This window comes from Mucilaginibacter terrae (assembly GCF_031951985.1).
Classification (GTDB): Bacteria; Bacteroidota; Bacteroidia; order Sphingobacteriales; family Sphingobacteriaceae; genus Mucilaginibacter; species Mucilaginibacter terrae_A.
The window spans coordinates 2982131-3002140 of the sequence record NZ_JAVLVU010000001.1 but is presented as its reverse complement, the minus strand read 5'-3'; the positions used below and the strand labels follow the sequence as shown (position 1 = coordinate 3002140).

Annotated in this window: 18 protein-coding genes; 6 read left to right on the top strand and 12 right to left on the bottom strand. The window is 45.1% G+C overall.

Annotation, left to right across the window (positions count from 1 at the left end; genetic code table 11):
• The first annotated feature begins 34 nt into the window (after nucleotides 1-34).
• A complete protein-coding gene (locus QE417_RS12780) occupies nucleotides 35-2158 on the top strand; it encodes an LruC domain-containing protein (protein WP_311950514.1) in 2124 nt (707 codons plus the stop codon).
• Nucleotides 2159-2247: 89 nt separating this feature from the next.
• Here the strand turns inward: QE417_RS12780 and QE417_RS12775 are convergent, their stop codons facing one another.
• From QE417_RS12775 to QE417_RS12760, 4 genes are all read right to left on the bottom strand, one after another.
• Entirely contained in the window at nucleotides 2248-2721 is a 474-nt protein-coding gene (locus QE417_RS12775; RefSeq protein ID WP_311950512.1) for a hypothetical protein, read from the bottom strand.
• A 20-nt stretch (nucleotides 2722-2741) separates the two neighbouring features.
• Complete coding sequence (locus QE417_RS12770; RefSeq protein WP_311950511.1) at nucleotides 2742-3665, bottom strand: hypothetical protein; 924 nt, start codon at nucleotides 3663-3665, stop codon at nucleotides 2742-2744.
• 168 nt (nucleotides 3666-3833) lie between these two features.
• A complete protein-coding gene (locus QE417_RS12765; protein WP_311950508.1) occupies nucleotides 3834-4787 on the bottom strand; it encodes a tryptophan 2,3-dioxygenase family protein in 954 nt (317 codons plus the stop codon).
• 210 nt (nucleotides 4788-4997) lie between these two features.
• Complete coding sequence (locus QE417_RS12760; RefSeq protein WP_311950506.1) at nucleotides 4998-7457, bottom strand: S9 family peptidase; 2460 nt, start codon at nucleotides 7455-7457, stop codon at nucleotides 4998-5000.
• A gap of 86 nt (nucleotides 7458-7543) precedes the next feature.
• Here QE417_RS12760 and QE417_RS12755 point away from each other — a divergent pair, with 86 nt between their 5' ends.
• The gene (locus QE417_RS12755; RefSeq protein WP_311950503.1) at nucleotides 7544-8071 is read left to right on the top strand and encodes a GNAT family N-acetyltransferase; all 528 of its coding nucleotides are present in this window, start codon (nucleotides 7544-7546) and stop codon (nucleotides 8069-8071) included.
• Here QE417_RS12755 and QE417_RS12750 read toward each other — a convergent pair.
• The 5 genes from QE417_RS12750 to QE417_RS12730 all read right to left on the bottom strand — a co-directional run bounded on the left by QE417_RS12750 (nucleotide 8068) and on the right by QE417_RS12730 (nucleotide 14222).
• Nucleotides 8068-8871 (bottom strand): hypothetical protein, encoded by an 804-nt coding sequence (locus tag QE417_RS12750; RefSeq protein ID WP_311950500.1) that lies wholly within the window; start codon nucleotides 8869-8871, stop codon nucleotides 8068-8070. The genes QE417_RS12755 and QE417_RS12750 overlap by 4 nt on opposite strands.
• Entirely contained in the window at nucleotides 8868-9701 is an 834-nt protein-coding gene (locus QE417_RS12745) for an ABC transporter permease (protein WP_311950499.1), read from the bottom strand. The genes QE417_RS12750 and QE417_RS12745 overlap by 4 nt, the downstream gene beginning before the upstream one ends.
• On the bottom strand, nucleotides 9698-10552 hold the full coding sequence (locus tag QE417_RS12740; protein ID WP_311950497.1) for an ABC transporter ATP-binding protein: 855 nt from the start codon (nucleotides 10550-10552) through the stop codon (nucleotides 9698-9700). The genes QE417_RS12745 and QE417_RS12740 overlap by 4 nt, the downstream gene beginning before the upstream one ends.
• A complete protein-coding gene (locus tag QE417_RS12735; RefSeq protein WP_311950495.1) occupies nucleotides 10553-11095 on the bottom strand; it encodes a hypothetical protein in 543 nt (180 codons plus the stop codon).
• A gap of 232 nt (nucleotides 11096-11327) precedes the next feature.
• Nucleotides 11328-14222, bottom strand: coding sequence for a DEAD/DEAH box helicase (locus tag QE417_RS12730; protein WP_311950493.1), 2895 nt, complete (start codon nucleotides 14220-14222; stop codon nucleotides 11328-11330).
• 275 nt (nucleotides 14223-14497) lie between these two features.
• Between QE417_RS12730 and QE417_RS12725 the strand changes: the two genes are divergently transcribed.
• Nucleotides 14498-15115, top strand: coding sequence for an HAD family hydrolase (locus QE417_RS12725; RefSeq protein ID WP_311950491.1), 618 nt, complete (start codon nucleotides 14498-14500; stop codon nucleotides 15113-15115).
• A 202-nt stretch (nucleotides 15116-15317) separates the two neighbouring features.
• Entirely contained in the window at nucleotides 15318-16016 is a 699-nt protein-coding gene (locus QE417_RS12720; RefSeq protein ID WP_311950489.1) for an SIMPL domain-containing protein, read from the top strand.
• 283 nt (nucleotides 16017-16299) lie between these two features.
• On the opposite strand, the gene QE417_RS12715 is transcribed toward QE417_RS12720, so the two are convergent.
• Nucleotides 16300-17136 (bottom strand): N-acetylmuramoyl-L-alanine amidase, encoded by an 837-nt coding sequence (locus tag QE417_RS12715; protein ID WP_311950487.1) that lies wholly within the window; start codon nucleotides 17134-17136, stop codon nucleotides 16300-16302.
• A gap of 59 nt (nucleotides 17137-17195) precedes the next feature.
• Nucleotides 17196-18035, bottom strand: a complete 840-nt coding sequence (gene ypfJ, locus QE417_RS12710; protein WP_311950485.1) for a KPN_02809 family neutral zinc metallopeptidase — start codon at nucleotides 18033-18035, stop codon at nucleotides 17196-17198.
• Nucleotides 18036-18208: 173 nt separating this feature from the next.
• Between ypfJ and QE417_RS12705 the strand changes: the two genes are divergently transcribed.
• Nucleotides 18209-19183, top strand: coding sequence for a multidrug effflux MFS transporter (locus QE417_RS12705; RefSeq protein ID WP_311950484.1), 975 nt, complete (start codon nucleotides 18209-18211; stop codon nucleotides 19181-19183).
• Complete coding sequence (locus QE417_RS12700) at nucleotides 19146-19439, top strand: hypothetical protein (RefSeq protein ID WP_311950482.1); 294 nt, start codon at nucleotides 19146-19148, stop codon at nucleotides 19437-19439. The genes QE417_RS12705 and QE417_RS12700 overlap by 38 nt, the downstream gene beginning before the upstream one ends.
• On the opposite strand, the gene QE417_RS12695 is transcribed toward QE417_RS12700, so the two are convergent.
• Complete coding sequence (locus tag QE417_RS12695) at nucleotides 19436-20005, bottom strand: 5-formyltetrahydrofolate cyclo-ligase (RefSeq protein WP_311950481.1); 570 nt, start codon at nucleotides 20003-20005, stop codon at nucleotides 19436-19438. The genes QE417_RS12700 and QE417_RS12695 overlap by 4 nt on opposite strands.
• Nucleotides 20006-20010 lie beyond the last annotated feature (5 nt).

Below are 20010 nucleotides of genomic sequence, written 5' to 3'. Positions count from 1 at the left end.
TCCCATTGCATTTTTTCACTAATTAATAAATAAAATGAAATCTATTTTTACTTATGCGCTTTTAGCAGGTGTAGTAGCACTGTCGGCCTGTAAAAAAGACAACAACCAAACCGAGGAAGGGCCTGTAACTCCGGCCAACAAAATTGCCCCTGATGGGTTTAATTTTAGCACAACCAAAAACGTGAGCCTCAACGTGTCGCTCAAAACCAACAACGATCAGCCTTTGGCCGGTATTGTGGTTAGCGTAAACAACACGGCAGGCGTAACCGTTTTTAAAGGTGTAACCAACAGCGCAGGTGTACTGCAAGGTACAGTTACCGTACCTACATCAACCACTAAACTGGTAATTGATCCGGCTTACCTGGGTATAATGCGTAACGCACAGGTAGCCGTTTCTGCAAGTAATACTGTAAACGTGGTATTAGGTGGCAAAGACGGATATGCTGGTGATGTTATTGCCGAAGATGCCAGGACTGCTGCAACCGTAGCTGTATCATCTGTTAAAACCAATGGCTTACTGTTAACCGATTATGGTTATCCGGGTTCATACAGCGCATCAACTGCGTTTGTTAATAATACAACGTATCCTAAAGCCTTAGGTCGCCCGGTTTATCTGGAGGCAACTCCTGATGTTATAGATGCTTCAACTTTATCATTCATCAACGCTTCATTACCCGAAGGCAGCAAGGTGGCTGATCTGCACCCGGCATATATAGTAAATACGGCCGTATCAACCATCAACCTTAAAAAAGCATCTGATGTTTATGTTACCTTCGTGTCTGAAGGTGCAGGTTACCAAAGTTCTTTGGGTTACTATACTTACCGTACCGGTTTTCCTCCTGTATTTAACGTAGTAGGTACATTAGCCGGTGGCATTGATAAAGTTACCTATGTGTTCCCTAATGCTTCGGCGCAAGGCTCGGGCGGTGGCTTAAAAGCTGGCGATAAGGTAAAACTGGGCAGCTTTGATGCCGGTACTTCTATTGCATTTGTGTTGTTGCAAGATGCATGGACTGGTAGCGGTGTAGCCACAGGTGGTCAGAAATTCTCAACCGATCTGTTGTTCAACCCTGAGTTACTTATATCGAAAAAACATGCGGTTACCTTATATGATGATGTACACAAGCTGCACATTACCGGTTTTGAAGATTGTAACCGTCAAACCCCACTTACCAACCCTGGTGGTTATGCATCTGACGAAGACTTTAATGATTTAGTATTTTACACTACCACCAACGTAACAGATGCTATTGATAACGATGGCGTATGTGGTGTTGACAAAGGTGGCGATACCGATGGCGATGGCGTTCAGGATGTACAAGATGCATTTCCTACCGATCCAACCCGTGCTTATATCACTTATTACCCTTCAAAAACAGGTTATGCTAACATTGCATTTGAAGATAACTGGCCTAAAAAAGGTGACTATGACCTTAATGACTTAGTAGTTAGCTACCGTTATACGTTCACCAGCAATGCCAGCAACCAGGTAGTTGATATGGTAGGTGACTATAGTGTAGCTGCTTCGGGTGCGTCTTTTAAAAACGGTTTTGGTGTACAGTTACCGGTTGCTGCATCGGCAGTTAGCTCGGTAACCGGTCAAAAAGCTATCAGCAACTATATTTCATTAGCGAGCAATGGTGTTGAAGCCGGCCAGGCTAAAGCGGTAATTGTTCCGTTTGATAACCATGAGGCTTTAATTAAAAATCCTGACGGTGCTTTCTTTATCAACGTATTAGCTGCTAAAGATAAAGTAACCAGCACAACAGCTTCGGTAAAGGTAACATTTGCTTCGCCTGTTGCTTCGTCAAACTTACAAGTATCTGCATTTAACCCGTTCCTGATCAGTGATATGCGTCGTGGTTACGAGATCCACTTACCGGGTTTTGCACCAACCGACAAAGCTAACAAAGCCCTGTTTGGTACCGATGACGATGCTTCGGTAGCGGCCAGCAACAAATACTATGTATCGGGCACTAACTGGCCATGGGCTATCAGCTTCGGCGGTTCGTTCAGCCATCCGTTCGAGTTACAACCAATCAACGAAGCTTATTTGCGCTTTGGCGACTGGGCTTCATCGGGCGGTGTAAATTATACCGACTGGTACAGCAACACCGCAAGCGGTTACCGCGATGCTTCTAAAATCTACAACAAATAGTAGTTTCAGAGAAATATAAATTGTGTAAGTAGTAAAGGCGGCTCCGCGATGGAGCCGCCTTTTTTGGTTTTAGTGTGAAATCAGTTGTCTTAGTTATAGGTGTTTTGCGCAAGCGACAATTCAAATTTGCTTTGATTCATAATGCCTTTTGGCGAAAAATAAGGTACGATATATTTATCCTTAAACCACATTACCGATCCCACAAAGTCATCACGATCAACCTTCTTTTTTTCAAGATACTCCATTTGGTCTAATTTGCCGGCTTTAAAATTATAAATCGTGTAAAGCGCATTTATCTTACGCGGGCCAAGGCAGGTAGTACTTACTATTTTAAGTTTATCGCCATTGATATTGTAACTGTTTATAATGCCCTTGGCCTGAAACAATGAACTTGGTAATACCACTTGTGCTAAACGGGCCAGATTCCAATCATAAACATTTACCACAGGTGAGTTAAACCGGTAAGCGTTTGCATATGTACCCATCATAAGACTGCCGTTTACAAAGCTTATAATGATCTTTTCATTCTCTTCTTTTGCCGTAGTAATTATTGCCGAGCTCATATCCCCGATATATGGTTTCTTTATTTGGGGATTAACAGGAATGAAAGTCTTTTTAAATCTTTAATGTGGTCTTTGTTAAATACCTCGGTAATAGTTTGGGTTTTACCATCGGCCATATTGAGTTTTAACAAGCTTAGCTGTGTTTCCTTTTCTTCGTTAGGATGCATTAGCGCCAGGTACACCATATCGCGGTTAGCCGAAAATATAGCACTAAAGTTTCCATCAATATCGTTGGCTTTAAATTTTTTATGTGCGTTAAAACTAACCTTTTGTGTTGCAACCGGCGTGTTTTTATCTATGCTGTATTTCGAAACATCAACGGTCTCTTCATTATTGCTATGTACCACCATAAGGTCGCCATAAGTGTTAAACCCATAGCTGTATATTTTTCCATCAGGTAATTTAGTCTCAATAAGCTTGTTTACATTTAGGCTGATGTCAAAATCGAGCGCTACAAGGCTGAGTATAGTTGTTTTGGGCTTACGGCTCATGCTTATGGCCGGATATGTAATTTTAACTTTTGCAAACGTCATTTTAAAACAATCACCCTTTTCGGTAAAGTATGGGTAAGCATTTTCTGTCTTTTTATCACCACCGTTGTATATCGTTTTTTCTAAAATAATTTTACCGGTTAATGGGTCGAGCACAAAGCCTTTGTACTCGCTTTTTTCTTTTTCGGTGCTACCCACTGCTACAATTTTGTCTTTAAACTTACCCGATGATAAGGCATAGCCCGGTAAGGTAACTTTCCACAAAACCTTCATCTGCTCGTTAATGGCCAGCATGTCAAAGTTTTCATTGTCGGTATTAACCTGTACAATGCTTACATCGTCATTAAGTTTAAATGAATACAACCCGCGGCAGTTTTTGTACAACTCTTCGAGTACAACAGGTTCGGTTTGCGCAAACACTAAAAATGGTAGCACCAAAAACAGGGTAAGCAATAGCTTTTTAATATAAGGTTGGTGGTTGTTTTATTGCCCCCAAAATACCCAAATAATTAAGTATAAAAACAAAAAAACCGCCAAATTTAGCGGTTTAAAATATTGGTTAAATCTTAAGTTGGTTAGAGAGGCATTTTAGTGCCAAAGGCAAACAAAAAGCTTTACAAACTATTCTCCGCTCAGCGCCTTATGCACCCAAGCCTTACCCCACTCCTCAATTTGCTCGGCCGACCAAACCGATGGGTAGAAGATGCGCTTTTGAAAACGTGGAGGCAGGTACTTTTGCCAGTTGGTACCACCGGTAGCACTAATCTCCTCAGGCTCGCGGTGCAGGTAGCGTACCGCCGATTTATAGTGCGATAGCGGCCAGTTCACGTTTACATTCACATCCAACTGGCGCAATTCGGCTTGTAGGGCTGGTGTTGCGTTCCCCTCTTTGAGCATTTTACGGTAGAGGGCATAAAAATTGGTACTGATGCGCTCGCGGCCTAACTCGATAAAGCTTTTGGCGTATTTTTTTTCGAATTGTTTAAGGGTGAGCGTTTGCTTGCCGGTTGATAGTTCGGTAGCGCCAAACTTCCAGTATATGTGGTTAAATTGCTCTTCGATATTTGCACCACGTAGCTCATCGCGCTTATCTTTAGCCACGAGGTTAATAAAATCGGTAGCATAAATTTCAATCATGCGGTATTGCCCCGATTGAAAACCGCTGGCCGGTAGCAATGACATCCTAAACTTTAAAAACTGCTCCTTTTCCATGCCATCCACCATTATTTCGAAAGAATTGGTCAATGCCTCAAAATAGCGGTTAATGCGTTTCAGCCTTGTGGTAAAAAACTCAACCGTCAGGTTTTCGTGGCTGGCAATCTGCTCACACTCATTTAGTGCCAGTTTAAAATACAGTTCGGTTATTTGATGATAGATAATAAATATCTCTTCATCAGGAAAAGGCGTTTTAGGTTTTTGCAGACTGAGCAGCGTATCAAGATGTATGTAGTCCCAATACGTTAAAAAATCCGCATACAGCAAACCGTCGAGGTAGGAGTTCATGTCCTGCCCCATAGCCTCATATTTTTGCTGTAATTGATCCAGTCGCTCTTGAATTTCGGGTGAGAGGTGCATAAGGCAAAGTTAACAGTTAAGTGCAAAAAACAACCCTGCCGTTTTGAGCAGGGTTAAAGGTATTTCTTATTCCCCTCTTGAGAGGGGGCGGGTAAGGATTGAGCGAAGGCAGGGGTGTGTCATTCGCAAACTTTTCTCTTCAAAATGACACACCCCTCCACCCCTCTCAAGAGGGGAATCGCACGGGCCACCGCGCACAAGTAGACTTTCTTACTTCTTCAGTGTTTCTTCAAATAGCTTATAAATACGCTTATACTCATCGGTCCAGCTGCTGGGTTGCACAAAGCCATGGTCTTCTACCGGGTATGAGGCCAGTTCCCAGTTGTCTTTGTGCAATTCAATCAGTTTTTGACTAAGGCGAATAATGTCCTGATAATTTACGTTAACATCAACCATGCCATGTGCCATTAACAGGCGGCCTTTTAAGCCGTTGGCAAAGTATATGGGCGAACTTGCCTTATAGGCCTTTTCGTCATTATAAGGTTCGTTCAAAATGTTAGCGGTATAGCCGTGGTTATAATGTGCCCAATCGGTTACCGAGCGTAAACCAGCACCGGCTGCAAAAACATCAGGTTGGGTAAACATGGCCATCAGCGTAATAAAACCACCGTACGAACCACCGTATAAGCCCACGTTTTTAGGGTTTATACCATATTTTTCTGCAAGAAATTTTACACCGTCAACCTGGTCGTCCAAATCCTTGCCGCCCATGTGGCGGTAGATGCCTGTACGCCAGTCGCGGCCATAACCTGCGCTGCCGGTGTAGTCAATATCAATAACGGTGTAACCATTATCGGCCAGCAGGTTATGGAACATGTACTCATGGTAATATTGGCTCCACCAGTAATGCACGTTTTGTAAATAACCGGCACCATGCACAAACACCACGGCAGGCTTTGACGGATGCGCAATTTTTTGCGAATACACGCGGGCATATACATCTTTACCGTAACGGTTTTTGAAAGTAACTATTTCCGGGTCGCGCCACTGGTACGAGTTAAACTCGGCACTGGTTGATTTGGTTATTTGTACCGCTTTTGCGCCGGGTTTATTGGGTTGCAGGTACAACTCCCAAGGTTTGTTGGAGTACGAATAGCGAATAGCCAGCCACTTTTCATCGGGCGATAGTTCAACCTCATTACCGCCTTTCATGCTGGTTAGCTTTACCGGGGTACCGCCGCTAACCGGCAAACGATAATAATGGCTGATGCCCGGATGCTCGATGTTTCCGGTAAAGTAAAATGATTTTTTATCGTTAGATAGATGTAGGTCCGACACTTCCCATTTACCATTGGTGAGCTGTTTTTTGGCGCCCGAAACCACATCAACTACATAAATGTGTGAATAGCCGCTGGCTTCGCTCTGAAAGTAAAAATGCGTATCATCCAACCAGCCTGTATTGCCGCTTACAAAACCGCCGCCGCTAATGCCGGGACCGCCTATCCAAGCTTCGTCGCGCTGACGATCTAACTGGCTCAGTTTGCCGGTTGCCGGGTCAAGTTTCATTACCCAGCGGTCTTTGTTATCCTGTGCGGTAACAATGGCTACGGCGTATTGGCCTGTCGGGCTCCAGTTTGGGCCCTGAATTACCACGTTGCGGTCGTCGTTGCGTTTGGTACGGTCTTCCAGTTGTTTGGGGTAATCTTTTACGTAGTCGGGCAGGTCTTTAATACCAGGAATTTCTTTGGTGGAGATGGCGTACACCGTGTCGCGCTGCGTATCAAACACAAATGATTGTGAGGTTGACAGGGGCGCACCTACCTTGGTACGGTTAGGAATATCTTCGGTATAGCCCGATGCCGTTACATAGCTGGGCACAATGGTAGTCTTTGCACCATCGGCTGCCTTTATTAAACGATAGGTAATATACCTGGCATCGGGGCTTTGCTGCACAAAACTTAACGATTGCTCACCAATTGGTATAGCCTTTAATGTTTTGCCCTGCAAGGCCTTGCGCTCAGCGGCATTGTATTTTTCGTCTTTTGCTTTTTCGCGTACTACCTCAAACAGCTCGGTTTGCTGGTTACGCAACCAACCCTCCTGCTGATTACCGCCGGCTGCTGCACCTCCCTGACGTTGAACTGCTGCCCCGGTTGTTGCACCGCCCTGACGACCGCCTCCTCCTCTTTGACCAAAGCCGGCCGCTGCAACAGGTGCCGCCGCTGCCCCGGTACGGATAAAGTTGGTTAGCTGTATTAATTCGCCGGTGTTGAGGCTAAGCGAGAACAGGTTATCGGCACGCATAAACAATACTTTGCTTTCATCGGTGCTGAAAGCCGCATTGCTTTCGCGGTCGGTAGTAACGGCCAGCGGAATGATCTTGCCGGTTTTAATGTCGCTTAAAAATATATCGCCGCTTTGCTCAAATAGTTTTCGGGTATGGCTTTTGTTCCAGGTGCCGCCATTGGTAAGGGCTTTGCGTTCGGCCAGCTCAACTTTTTGCGGTTTTGTGTTGCCGGTGGTTATGGCGTACAGGCTGCTGTGGTCGGCAGCTTCGGGGTTCCAGTTAAAGTATATTTTTTTGCTGTCATCGCTCCAGCGAATGGCATCGGGCGAGGTGCCCATCCATTTCGAATCGCTCATGATCTTTTCGACGGTGAGTTTTTCGAGCTTTTGCGCGTTTACGCCTACAGCAGAGGCCAGTAAAAAGAGAGTAAAGAGTTTTTTCATGCAGTTAAGGAGAATAGCATTTGTAGTACCGCTAAATATAACAGCTATTTAAATGAAACCTTAAAAGCGAATACTATTTTTACAAAATGCAACTTACAGGAAACGGCTTTATATTACGCAACTGGCAACCCGGCGACGAGGCCTCGTTACAAAAGCACGCCAATAACCCCAATATATCGGCCATGTTGTTAGATCGTTTTCCTTCGCCCTATACTTTTGAAGATGCGCAGGCCTGGGTGAAAATGTTTGAAAATCAGGAGCCTATTGTAAATTTTACCATCAGCATAAATGGCGAAGTGGTGGGGGGTATTGGTCTTAACTTCAGGGCCGATGTTTACCGTAAAACACCGCTGCTTGGCTACTGGCTAAGCGAAAGCTACTGGGGCAAAGGCATTATGCCCGAAGCTGTAAAGCTGATTACCAACTACACGTTTGAGCAACTTGATGCTATTTGCATACAGGCACTGGCATTAAGCAGCAACCAAAAATCAATGCGGGTGTTGGAGAAAGCCGGTTATGAAAAGCAGGGTGTGTTACGAAACTCTGTAGTTAAGAGTGGGCAAATTTTGGATGAGCATGTGTTCGCTATATCCAACCCTAATATCTCGTTTTAAATAAGCGAAATTTTATAATCGCTCATCTTCATTTTTATCTTGCCGGTTTTGGTATCCATACCGCGCATTTTTTTGCGGTCTATTTTGGTATCCTTGCCCATAAAGTTAAATGGAATTTTTAGCCTCTCTATGGCGAAGGATGCCTCTACGTAATCGGGCAGTATTTCCTTTGCGCCGTCATACTGCATCAATAACGAGTACGAACCGTCTTTACGGGTGTTGATTTCTGATTCCATAATACGCGCCGCCTTGGCATCCATATACAAGGTTACCAGCACCAGGTCTGACTTGGCATCGGTTGGTATAACGTTCAGCACTTTCAGCATTTTTCCGTTTCGCTTTTCGGCACCGCGGTCAACGGTAATGAATGGGTATTTAAATATTTCCGACAGCGAAAAATCCAGTCCACGTTTGGGCAGCATCACAAAATCTTTAGAGGTAAACTGCATGCGCTTGCCTTTGGCGTAACTCACCTGTGCTTTTTTGGTAGGCATTTGTATAAACGGCACATCCAGATCGAGCGTTACCGTAGCCGTAAACTTAGCAACCGAATCCATACGTTGTTTGATGCGCAGCAAATCGGCATCTACTTTTTGGGCGTAGAGCGATGGTGCGAAGAATAGTGTTATAAGAAATGCAATTAAACTTCCAATTCCCCTCTTGAGAGGGGGCGCGTAGGGCTGAGCATGAGCAGGGGTGTGTTTAGCACGCTTTACTTGAACGCTTGAAGGACACACCCCTCCACCCCTCTCAAGAGGGGAATCGCACACATCCATCGCACTTTTATCTCGTGTCATCATCCAATATCCTTTTTTTGAAAAACCAACATACCCAAACCCGCAAAGGCCGCACAGTACAACATCAGCATAACATTATTAATACCTACCTGTTGCCAATCAACCTTGTAATTAAACAGCTGCTGCCAGGTATCTATCAGCTTAGGAAAAAAGAATGTGTTAAAACCAGCAGGTAAAAAATCGGCCTTGAGCAACAGGTTGGTAATGATGAGGAAAAGCGCCGATGCTATCCACGTCTTCGATGCTTCCTTAATAAAAATGGCGAGCGTGATACTGGCCGTACTGTAAAACACCATGGCAATACTGCCCGATGCAAATGCCCAGCAAATGCGGTGAAACGCTTCATCGGCCTCAAAAAAGTTAAGCGTGCCAATGTACACCACCAAATCGCCGGTGCCAAAAATGGTGTAGGCCAGCGCAAAGGTGCTCAGCATCATAAAGGCAATTACCAATAACGTAAACAAGGCGGCAGTAATGTATTTAGCCAGTATAAATTTCCATTTTTTTACGGCCTGCAGCATTACGGTTTGCAGGGTGCCGTCTTTGTGCTCATCGGTTAGCAAGCCCGAAGTTACGATCATGAGTATGAGCGGCACGTTAAACCACAGCGAGTTGAGTACGATGTACAAGATGAGGTTGCCGTTAAGCAGGGTACCTTCAAAGTAAAAGTTTTGCCGTAGCGTGTTGAGTAGCAAATCTAAAATAGTACTGCCTTGGTAGTAGGCGGTTATAAATATCAACAGTTCGATAACGGCAATAGCACCCAACGCATAGTAGGTTTTACTTTGCTTTATGATTTTGACAAATTCGGCATACAACAACTGTTTCATCATGATTGCGGGGCGTTAACCAGTTGTTCTAACGACAGTTCGGGCGTGCACGAGGTTACCTGTATACCCTCGGTCAGTAGCTGGCCAAGTAGTGCGGGAATCGCATCGGCATTACATACAATGCTTGCGCCGTTCACCCCCATTACTGGTCTGTATTTTTGCAGGACTACCGACGAGGCAATGTTTTGCGCCGTGATATTAAAACTATGAATATGGTGATTAATGAGCTGTGCCGTTGTGCCTTGATTTACCAATCGGCCTTTATCCATTACATACAAATAATTGCAGCACTTGGTCAACTCGCCCATGAGGTGTGATGACAGCAGGATGGAGATGTTCTCCTTAGTCGCCAAATCAGCAACAAGATTAATTAATGCGGTTACGCCAATGGGGTCAAGGCCCGAAAATGGTTCATCCAGCACCAGGTATTCGGGGTTGTTGAGTAAGGCTATGGCTATGCCTAAACGCTGTTTCATCCCTAACGAGAAATTGCGTACCGGGTCTTTACGGTCGGTTGGCAGGCCAACTTTAAGCAGGTTTTGGTTAATTGATTCTTTATGGTTTGGAGCACCTTGTATTTGGGCAAAGAGTTTAAGGTTATCGTAAGCGTTGAGGTATGGGTATAGTCCCGGTCGTTCGATAATGCCACCAACGGGCTTGCTTCTTTGCGATGTAATGCTCAATTGGCCCGAGTCGGGTTTTATTAACCCGCAAAGTATACGGAACAATGTAGTTTTACCGGCACCGTTACGACCCAGCAGGCCGCATATTTGCCCCGGCAGCATCTGGATAGAAACATCATCCAAAGCTCTGCCCGATTTATAACTTTTACTTAAATGTGTAGCAGTAAGCATTTAGATAGACAAGCTGGCAGATAATTCGCGGTAATTAAACTTAGGCTCGTAATGTTTTTCCATAAACGTGCGCGACCAAAAATATTTTTTAAACAAAAACCAAGGATCTTTGATCATAAAGTGAGGCACAAAATGGTACCACTTAATGCCCAACCGGCGGTAATAACTGATCACCTTATCTTCCATTCCCAGCTCGCGCGCAGCCACTAAAAAGGCCGTACGCTGGCATTTGGAACCTTTGTATAACCGGGCAATTTTGGGCGTAAAACCGTGCACAAACAGGTAATCTTTTATGCGCTTATAGTTTTGGTAGCGCGACCAGCCATCAAACACCACCATAAAAATATGACTGAAGGCAAACAACACACTCCCCAACCAAAACAGGCTAAACAAAACAGCCTCATCGGCATAAGCATCTTTAAACTTGTTCCAGTAAAACAAAGTTTCGAGCATAAACAAAAGGGTTGAGTAATACAATAAGGCACCAACATTCCAAAAGGAAACTACGGTTGGGGGTTGTTTGGGCAGCCTTAGTGTATTCATTATTGGTGTAAAGATACTTTAACGGGAATTTAACACAAGCAATATATATAAGTTGATGTAAAATATGTGTGACTGTGCTGAAGGGGGAGGGTTTAATTAGATAGTTGCCGTTTCTAATTCTGGCGCAAGTATGTGGGGCTGGTAGTGGGTAGGCTACTTGTGCCTTTCGCGCTACATACTTGCGCCAGAAAATGTTCATTTGTGAGGACAAAGACGACGGCAGTACATACTCTTACTTCAATATCTCCCTAATATCATCAGCCGAAAGTGATTTGATGAAACTTTCTTCGGTGGTGATGAGCGACCGCGCAACGGTAAGCTTGCGTTGTTGCAGCGCCAATATCTTTTCTTCAACGGTGTCTTTGGTAATGAATTTATAGATGAACACGTTTTTGGTTTGGCCTATGCGGTGTGTACGGTCAATGGCCTGTTGCTCAACAGCAGGGTTCCACCATGGGTCGAGGATAAATACGTAATCGGCCTCGGTAAGGTTGAGGCCCACGCCTCCGGCTTTTATGGATATTAAGAAGACCTGCGTTTTGGCATCCTCCTGAAAACGTTTAACCACCTCACCGCGGTTTTGGGTGCTGCCATCGAGGTAGGTGAATTTGATGCCGGTTTGCTCAAAATGCTGCCGGTAAATGTTCAGTTGCTTAACAAACTGAGAAAAGATCAACACTTTATGCCCGCCATCCAACACGTTCGAAAGCGTATGTACCACGTCTTCAAACTTACCCGAATCCCCCTCGTAGCTCTCATCAATCATGGATGGGTGGTTGGCTATTTGGCGCAATTTGATAAGCCCCTGTAAAACCTGTATTTGCGTTTGGGCAAAGGTACCGTCTTCGAGGCTTTGCAACAGTTCGTTGCGGTATTCAGATTTTACCTTTTCGTAAACCGTACTTTGCTCATCAGTCATCTTACAATAAAATAACTGCTCGGTTTTTGGCGGCAGCTCGGTAGCTACCTGCTCCTTGGTGCGGCGAAGCACAAAAGGTTTAATGAGGGCTTGTAAGCGGTGCGCCTTGTCTTCATCCTTTTTCTTTTCAATAGGGGTTACAAACTCGTTTAAAAAAAACTGCTGGTTACCCAGCAAGCCGGGATTAATAAACGACATCTGCGTCCATAAGTCGTTAACCGTGTTTTCAACAGGCGTACCGCTCAATATCAATTTATGGCGAGATTTAAGCTGCTTAACCGCCTGATATGATTTTGACGACGGATTTTTGATGTTCTGACTTTCATCCAAAATCACATAATCAAAAAAGAAAGCTTTAAACAACTCTACATCAATACGACTGATGCCATACGTAGTAACCACCACATCGTAATTACCAAACACATCGGGCGATTTATAGCGGAAAGCCCCCGTATGCACCATCATGCGCAACGTAGGCGTAAACTTAGCCGCCTCGTTTATCCAGTTATAAATAAGCGAGGTGGGCATTATTAACAACGATGTACTGCTTGCACCAATGGCCTGTGCATCCTCTTTGTTTTTTTGTAGCAGGGCCAAAGTTTGTATGGTTTTTCCCAAGCCCATATCATCGGCCAGGCATCCGCCAAAATGATAATCCTTTAAAAAGTGGAACCAGTTGTAACCCGCCTGCTGGTAAGGGCGCAGGCTGCCCGCAAAGTTTACCGGTGGGGCTATGTCTTCCAGTTCCTCAAAATCGGTTAGTTTTTGCAGTTTGCGGTTTATGGTAATGCTGGCTAAATCACCTTCGGCCAAATCATTAATGAGGCCAATGTGATGCTTGCGCAGTTTCAACTCCTTGTTGCCCTCCGTAAAGTTGAGCAGGTTGCCGTATTGGGCAAACCATTCTTCGGGTATAACGGCAATTTCGCCGCTGGGCAGGGTAAACTCCTTTTTACGGTTAAGAATATGGTTGCGCAAATCCATAAACGGAATTTGGTACGGGCCGAAATGCACAATGGCGTGTATGTCAAACCAATCGTTATTTTCGTTTACCTGTAAATCTATTTTACTGCTGCCAAACAGGTAACGCTTTTGTCCGTCGGGCTGCTCAATTTCAAAACCTGCGGCGGTTAGCTTATCATGATTTTGGTTAAGCCAGTCAAAAACCGAGAAAGAACGGTCGGTATCATCGCTATCGTGTTTTACCTCGAGGTTCTGGAAAAGTGATGATGAGGTGGTTAGCCCCATATCTTCCAAAAGCTGAAGCTTGTTTTTTTCCCAGGTTACCGAGCGTTTTATACGGTGAAAAGTGTAATTATCACCCTCGCGGTCAATTTTTACAGAGATATGCCGGCCATCGCCATAGGGGAAAACATAGCCGGCGTACTTAAAATAAAGCTGTATTTGCGATGTACCGCCGGCCACATATATAGGCTTAACCACGGGGCGGGCATCATACTTTTCGGTATTGATGGTAAAGCCCTCAGCATGTACGTGATGTTTCTCAATAAGGGGGGCTACAAATTTTTCAAAGTAAGATTGCTCAGCACTACGCGGAATTGCAATGTAGCGCTTTTGCAAAAAAGGTTGCAGCTTGCGGCCTTCTACATCCTTTTCAAAATAATACAGCGTATCATCGAGCATGAGCCAGCCGGGATGGTTACACACGATCTCGGCGTTCTTAAACATGAATTCGATCTTCATGCCTTGGTACTTGATGGTTGGGTAGTAGCGTATCTCGGTATCGTCGCGCTTAAAGTGAAAAAGTACGGTAGCCGCCTCGGCAGCTATGTGCAATTGCTTCTCAGCCGGGTAGCCTTCCTTGCTCATTACAAACAGTTTTTTGTTGGCAAGCATAGTAAACGCCTCGGCCATCTTCTTTTCAATTTTGGGCCTAATAACATCAAACAACTGCTCGTTAAATACCTTGCTAAAAAACTCGTAAGGGCGGATGGGCTTTTTGTAGTACTTTTTAATGAGGTGCCCCTGCTCAATTTCTTCTAAAAGCTTAATGAGCTTAGCGTCGGTTTCATCGATACAAGAGTTGAATTCCTGTGCCGTATTAGAGAAAATACGCTGGTGGGTAAAAGAAAACTCCCCGTTTGGGTTAAGCTGAACAATATGCGGTTCAATTAACCACCCGAGATATTCGTGGCGGGCAAATGAATAAATTAGCTGGCAAGGTTTACTGCTGTCAACACGTAGCATATCGTTCGTTCAAAAATTTGAGGAAGCTACATCAACAAAAATTTCAAACGTATAAAGAATTTGCAGCATTTAAAAGGAAATGGGGATAAATATTTGGCTCCAATCGCCCCACCCCGGCCCTCCTCTTAGTGGCCCCACCTAAATCCTCCCCGGGAGGGAGGACTTTTACTATACTGTTTCGTAGCTCCACCCTCCGGTGTGGGCCGGGGTGGGGCATTTTTTTTACTCCCTCTCCTTTGGAGAGGGCCGGGGAGAGGTTTACCTTTACCTCAACTATGAATACAACAACACAAGCCAAATACGATGCCCTGGTAAAAATAAGCCAAGATAATTTTGATGCCTTTTTGTACGACTGCGACGGCACTCTGGCCGATAATATGCCCGCCCATACCGAAACCTATATAAAAGTAGCTGCTGCACAAGGCGTGCTTATTGATGGTGCTATAATCGATGAGTTTGCCGGGCTACCTATCATAAATGTGGTTGAAAAAATTAACGAACGCTATCAAAGCACTTTTATACCCGAGGAATTTAAGACAGCCAAATACAAGCTGTTTATAGATGAATATATTGAAAAAACTCAGCCAATAGACTATGTGGTAAACCACCTGAAAAATCACGCCGGACAGGTGCACATTGCCGTTGTAAGTGGCAGCAGCCGTATAGTGGTTGAAAGAACTCTGCAAATTTTAGGCATCGATCACCTGGTTGAGGTACTGGTTTGTGCGGGCGAAACACCTAACGGCAAACCCTTTGCCGACCCGTTTTTGAAAGCCGCCGAACTATTGGGCGTAGCCCCCGAACGCTGCCTGGTATTTGAAGACGGCAACCCCGGCACCCAAGCCGCCGAAGCTGCGGGTATGCGCTGGGTGAGAATTGATAAGCTTGTTTAATGTGCAGATGCGTGGATGTGCGGGTGTGCAGATGAAAACCGATTTTTAAACTTCTGTAAATTTTACTAATTCTTAAAATTCCGGTTCAAACAATATTTAAACTATTTCCCCGCTTCATTGTCCATAGGTTTAAATGACGGAGATTGTTGCACTTTGGTACACGGCCTCGTCTACACATACAACACTATAACAAATGTTTACTATGAAAAAATTATTTCTATTAGCCGCTCTTTTAACTGTTACCATTACCGGCTTTGCACAAACCCCCGATCAGCGCCGCAAAATTGAGGTTACCGGCAGTGCCGAGCAGGAGGTTACGCCCGATATTATCTATGTTGCCATATCCCTTAAAGAATACATGAACGGCAAAAACAAGGTAGATATTAGCACCCTGGAGCGCCAGTTGCAAAAAGCCGTTACCGAGGCCGGTGTGGCTAAAGAAGACTTTATGATCAACAATATATCGTCGTACAACTACATCATCGATAAAAAGAAAAAAGACCCCGATTTTATGGCCAGCAAACAGTACCGCATTAAAGTGCGCGACCTGAACGCCATCAATATCATCCTGAGTAAAGTTGACGATAAAGGCATACAATCAACCGGTGTGGAAAGCTACGAGTACTCCAAACAAGCCGAACTACGCAAGGAACTCAAAATTAAAGCCCTGCAAGCTGCCCGCGAAAAAGCCGGTTACTTATTAACCAGCATTGGCGAAAAATTAGGCGGTGCCATCGAGATTCAGGAAATTGATAACGAGCCTATGGGACGCCCGGTTTACAGCAATATGATGTTTAAATCGGCTATGGCTGCCGATGCCACTCCCCAGGAATCGGATGTTGATTTTAAAAAGATAAAACTGAATTATCAGGTACGTGCGGTATTTGAAATAGCGAAGTAAACCAGAATGGATTAATTAAAAGAAAAGCTGGTTTGAGTTTTCAAACCAGCTTTTGCTTTTATAAAAACTCGTCATTGCGAGACTGTGGTGGGCAGAGCAGAGCCGTCGAAGCAATCTCTGAACTTTGCATGACCGACACGCCTACGCAGAGATTGCTTCGACACCCTGGCGTTGCCCATTTCTGTCTCGCAATGACGTGATTATTTAAAATAAACGGCCCTTAACAAATGTTCAGGCCGCTTATTTTATCCCCCTATCCTTTGGAGAGGGCCGGGGTGAGGTATCAATACTTCTTCGCCACATTATACAGCACATTCAAATCCAACTGTGTAAGCTGCGGCGTTACATCGGTTTGTACAAAATGCAGCTTAAATGCCTTAATGGCTGCCGGCAGGTTTGAGGTATCGTACCCGATGATGCGCAGGGCGGCCACGTAATCGAAAGTTGGAGGAGCAAGTTCTAAAACCTCATCGCTCCAGTACCCAAAACCATTTTTAGCGAGCGTTTTCCACGGAAAATATGCGCTGGGATCGGTTTTCCGGCCGGGGGCAATATCGCCATGACCAATAAAGTTTGCCGTAGGAATGTTGTATGCCTTTTTAATTTTGGCCAGCAACAGCACCAGGCTTTTTATTTGTGCTTCCTGAAAAGGTTGCAAACCGTTATTATCCAGTTCGATACCAATGGAGGAGCTGTTCATATCGGTAACGCTACCCCACTTGCTTACCCCGGCGTGCCACGACCGCAGGTAATCGTTAAGCATGTGGTAAACCTTGCCATCTCTGCTTACTACGTAATGGGCACTTACCTGCGTGCGGGTTAACGTAAATGTATTCAACGTTTGCTGCATCGAATCCTGGGCGGTGTGATGGATAATGACATAATTAGGCTTGCGCAAATTAAAATTTACCGTAGCCACAAATTCCGAAGGTACAGCCATCCCCACACTATCAGCCAGCCTAACGGTATCTTTAATCTTCACAATATCCAGCAGGCTATCAATTTGTGTTTTATAAACCTTAGGGCTATTATTTACCACCGTAACCGGCTTTTTTTGCGTTTTACAGGAAGAAATGATAGTTAATGCGAGGAGGAAATATACGTAGGGTTTGAAGTTCATTAGTTAAATTAATAGACGGCTAAGGTAAGCAAAGTATAAATGAAAGCGGGGTATTTCACCTACAACTCCCCACTCCCAAAAGTATCACCCTGCTTCACATCGCCAGTTTCGTAACCCTTTTTAAACCAATGCATGCGCTGGGCGCTGGTGCCGTGGGTAAACGAGTCGGGGGATACGCGGCCTTGGGTGAGGCGGTCGTCGCCTATGGCATTGGCGGCGTTGAGGGCTTCGTCAATATCACCAGTTTCTAAAAAGCCGCGCTTTTGCTGGTAATGTGCCCACACGCCTGCATAAAAATCAGCCTGCAGTTCGAGTTTTACCGATAGTTTGTTGTACTCTTCTTCGCTGAGCTGCTCGCGCGCCTGCTGCATTTTGTCCGACACGCCTAAGAGCTTTTGCACATGATGGCCTACCTCATGGGCAATTACGTAAGCGCGGGCAAAATCTCCGGCTGCACCAAAACGTTGTTCCAGTTCGTTAAAAAACGTGAGGTCGATATAAACTTTACTGTCTGCCGGGCAATAAAACGGCCCGCTTGCTTCACCTGCAAAACCGCAACCGCTGGTTTCTACCTGTCCTTCAAAAAAGTGAATAGTAGGCTCCTGATAGGTTCCCCCCATTTGCTTAAACAACTGGTGCCAAGTATCTTCGGTATCGGCCAGTACCACGCGGGCAAAGCTTTGCTCCTTGCTCTTTGATTCGGTTAATTTAGTGTTTTGCTGGGTACCTTGGCTTTGTCCATCGCCACCCTGTAACAGTTGCGAGGGGTTTACGCCGGTAAACAAATATATAATTACGCCTATTATTCCTAATACGCCGCCGCCTAAAGCCATACGGCCACCGCCGCTGCTGCTGCCTTCTTCGGCGTTACCGCTTTCGCGTCTGCCCATCCATTGCATAATGTGAGTGTTTTAAGTGTTTAAGCATGTTAACAGCAAATGTGTAAATATTGTTCTGTTGGGAGCGTGCGGATTATATGCTACCGTCGGGCGGCTGTCATTTTAGTTAAACTTAGCATGAGGACAACAAGCGGAGGCTTATCTTTGCAGCCTTAATTTCGCACTCAACACACATGTCGGCCAAGCAAAAACATTTTTTCCTCATCCTTATACTGGGTTCTTTAACGGCATTGGGGCCGTTCTCTATCGATATGTATCTGCCCAGCTTTCCGGCAATAGCCAAAGACCTTGATACTACTATTGAGCGCGTGGCACTTTCGTTATCAAGCTATTTTGTGGGCATATCGGCCGGGCAATTACTGTACGGACCGCTGCTTGATAAATATGGCCGTAAAAAACCGTTGTACATAGGTTTGGCGGTTTACCTGCTGGCCTCGTTTGGTTGTATGATGGTGAACACGGTAGATGGATTGATAGGCCTGCGTTTTATACAGGCCATTGGCAGTTGTGCCGCCGCAGTAGCTGCCGTAGCCATGGTGCGCGATCTGTTTCCAATTGAAGAAAATGCTAAAGTATTTGCCCTGCTTATGCTGGTTGTAGGCGCATCGCCCATGATAGCGCCTACGGTTGGCGGTTATGTAACGGCATCATTGGGGTGGCATGCCATATTTTTAATACTGGCGGGTATTGCGGTTGTAATACTGCTGGCTGTAATATTTGCCCTGCCCGATAAGTATATTCCAAACCGCAACCTGTCGCTTAAGCCAGGGCCTATGCTGGCCAGTTTTTGGGAAGTACTTAAAAACCCGCAATTTTTCACCTATGTATTTACCGGAGCCCTATCATTTGCAGGCTTGTTTGCTTATGTGGCCGGGTCGCCATTGGTATTTATGGAAATGTACCATGTAAGCGAAAAAGGTTACGGTTGGATATTTGCAGGCTTATCGGTAGGCTTTATTGGCTCGAGCCAGGTAAACAGCTGGCTGCTTAAACGCGGGTTTACCAGCCGGCAAATTATTCCGGTTGCCTTAACGGTGCAGGTACTGGCGGGGCTGGTGTTTGTACTGGTAGCCATGAATGGTTGGATGGGTTTAAACAGGCGTATTGGTTATGTTGTTTATCATCCTGTCATGTATCGGCTTTATTAGTCCCAATGCTTCGGCACTGTCATTGGCGCCATTTGAGCATAATGCAGGTACAGCCTCTGCTTTAATGGGAGCTTTACAGCTGGGCTTTGGTGCACTGGCTTCTATGGGTATAGGTTTCTTTCATGCACTTACCGCCGTTCCGTTAGCCGCAATTATGGCCGCGTCGGGCGTGTTAGCTGGTGTGGCTTACGTATTAGGCAAACGCGCTATAAAAGAACCTATAGCCGCGGGCGAGACTGGCATGGCAATACACTAAAATTTAACAATACCGTTAGGGGTGATGCATTGCTGTACCGGGCGGTCAAATTCGTTAAGGTCGCTAATTTTTTCTACTGCATCAAAAAACGACAGGCCAATAAACCGGGCATCGGCGCGACATTGCGCCATAAAGCGATCGTAAAAACCTTTGCCGTAGCCCACACGATAACCTTTTGTATCGAATGCGAGCAAGGGTACCAAAACAAGGTCAATTTGGGCAATTTCTAACAAATTACCACTAACAGGTTCTGGTATGCCAAAAGCGTTAACGGCTAATTCAAGCTCGTCATCATCGGCATAATTAATCATGGTACTATCACCAAAATTTGCTTTAGGAAATACCCGGACTATATGCGGATGATGAGCCGCCAGCCAATTGCGTATTAAAAAGGTGTCGGGTTCCCTACGTTGATGTATGGGCAGAAATAGGTGTATACAGCTAATTCCCGACAGGGCGAGTTGTTGAAACTGCTGCAAAAGGGCATGATTAAAACCGTCGTACTCTGCTTGCGACAGCTCGTTGCGTTTTTGGATGAATATTTTGCGGAGTTGGGCCTTGGTCATGCAAT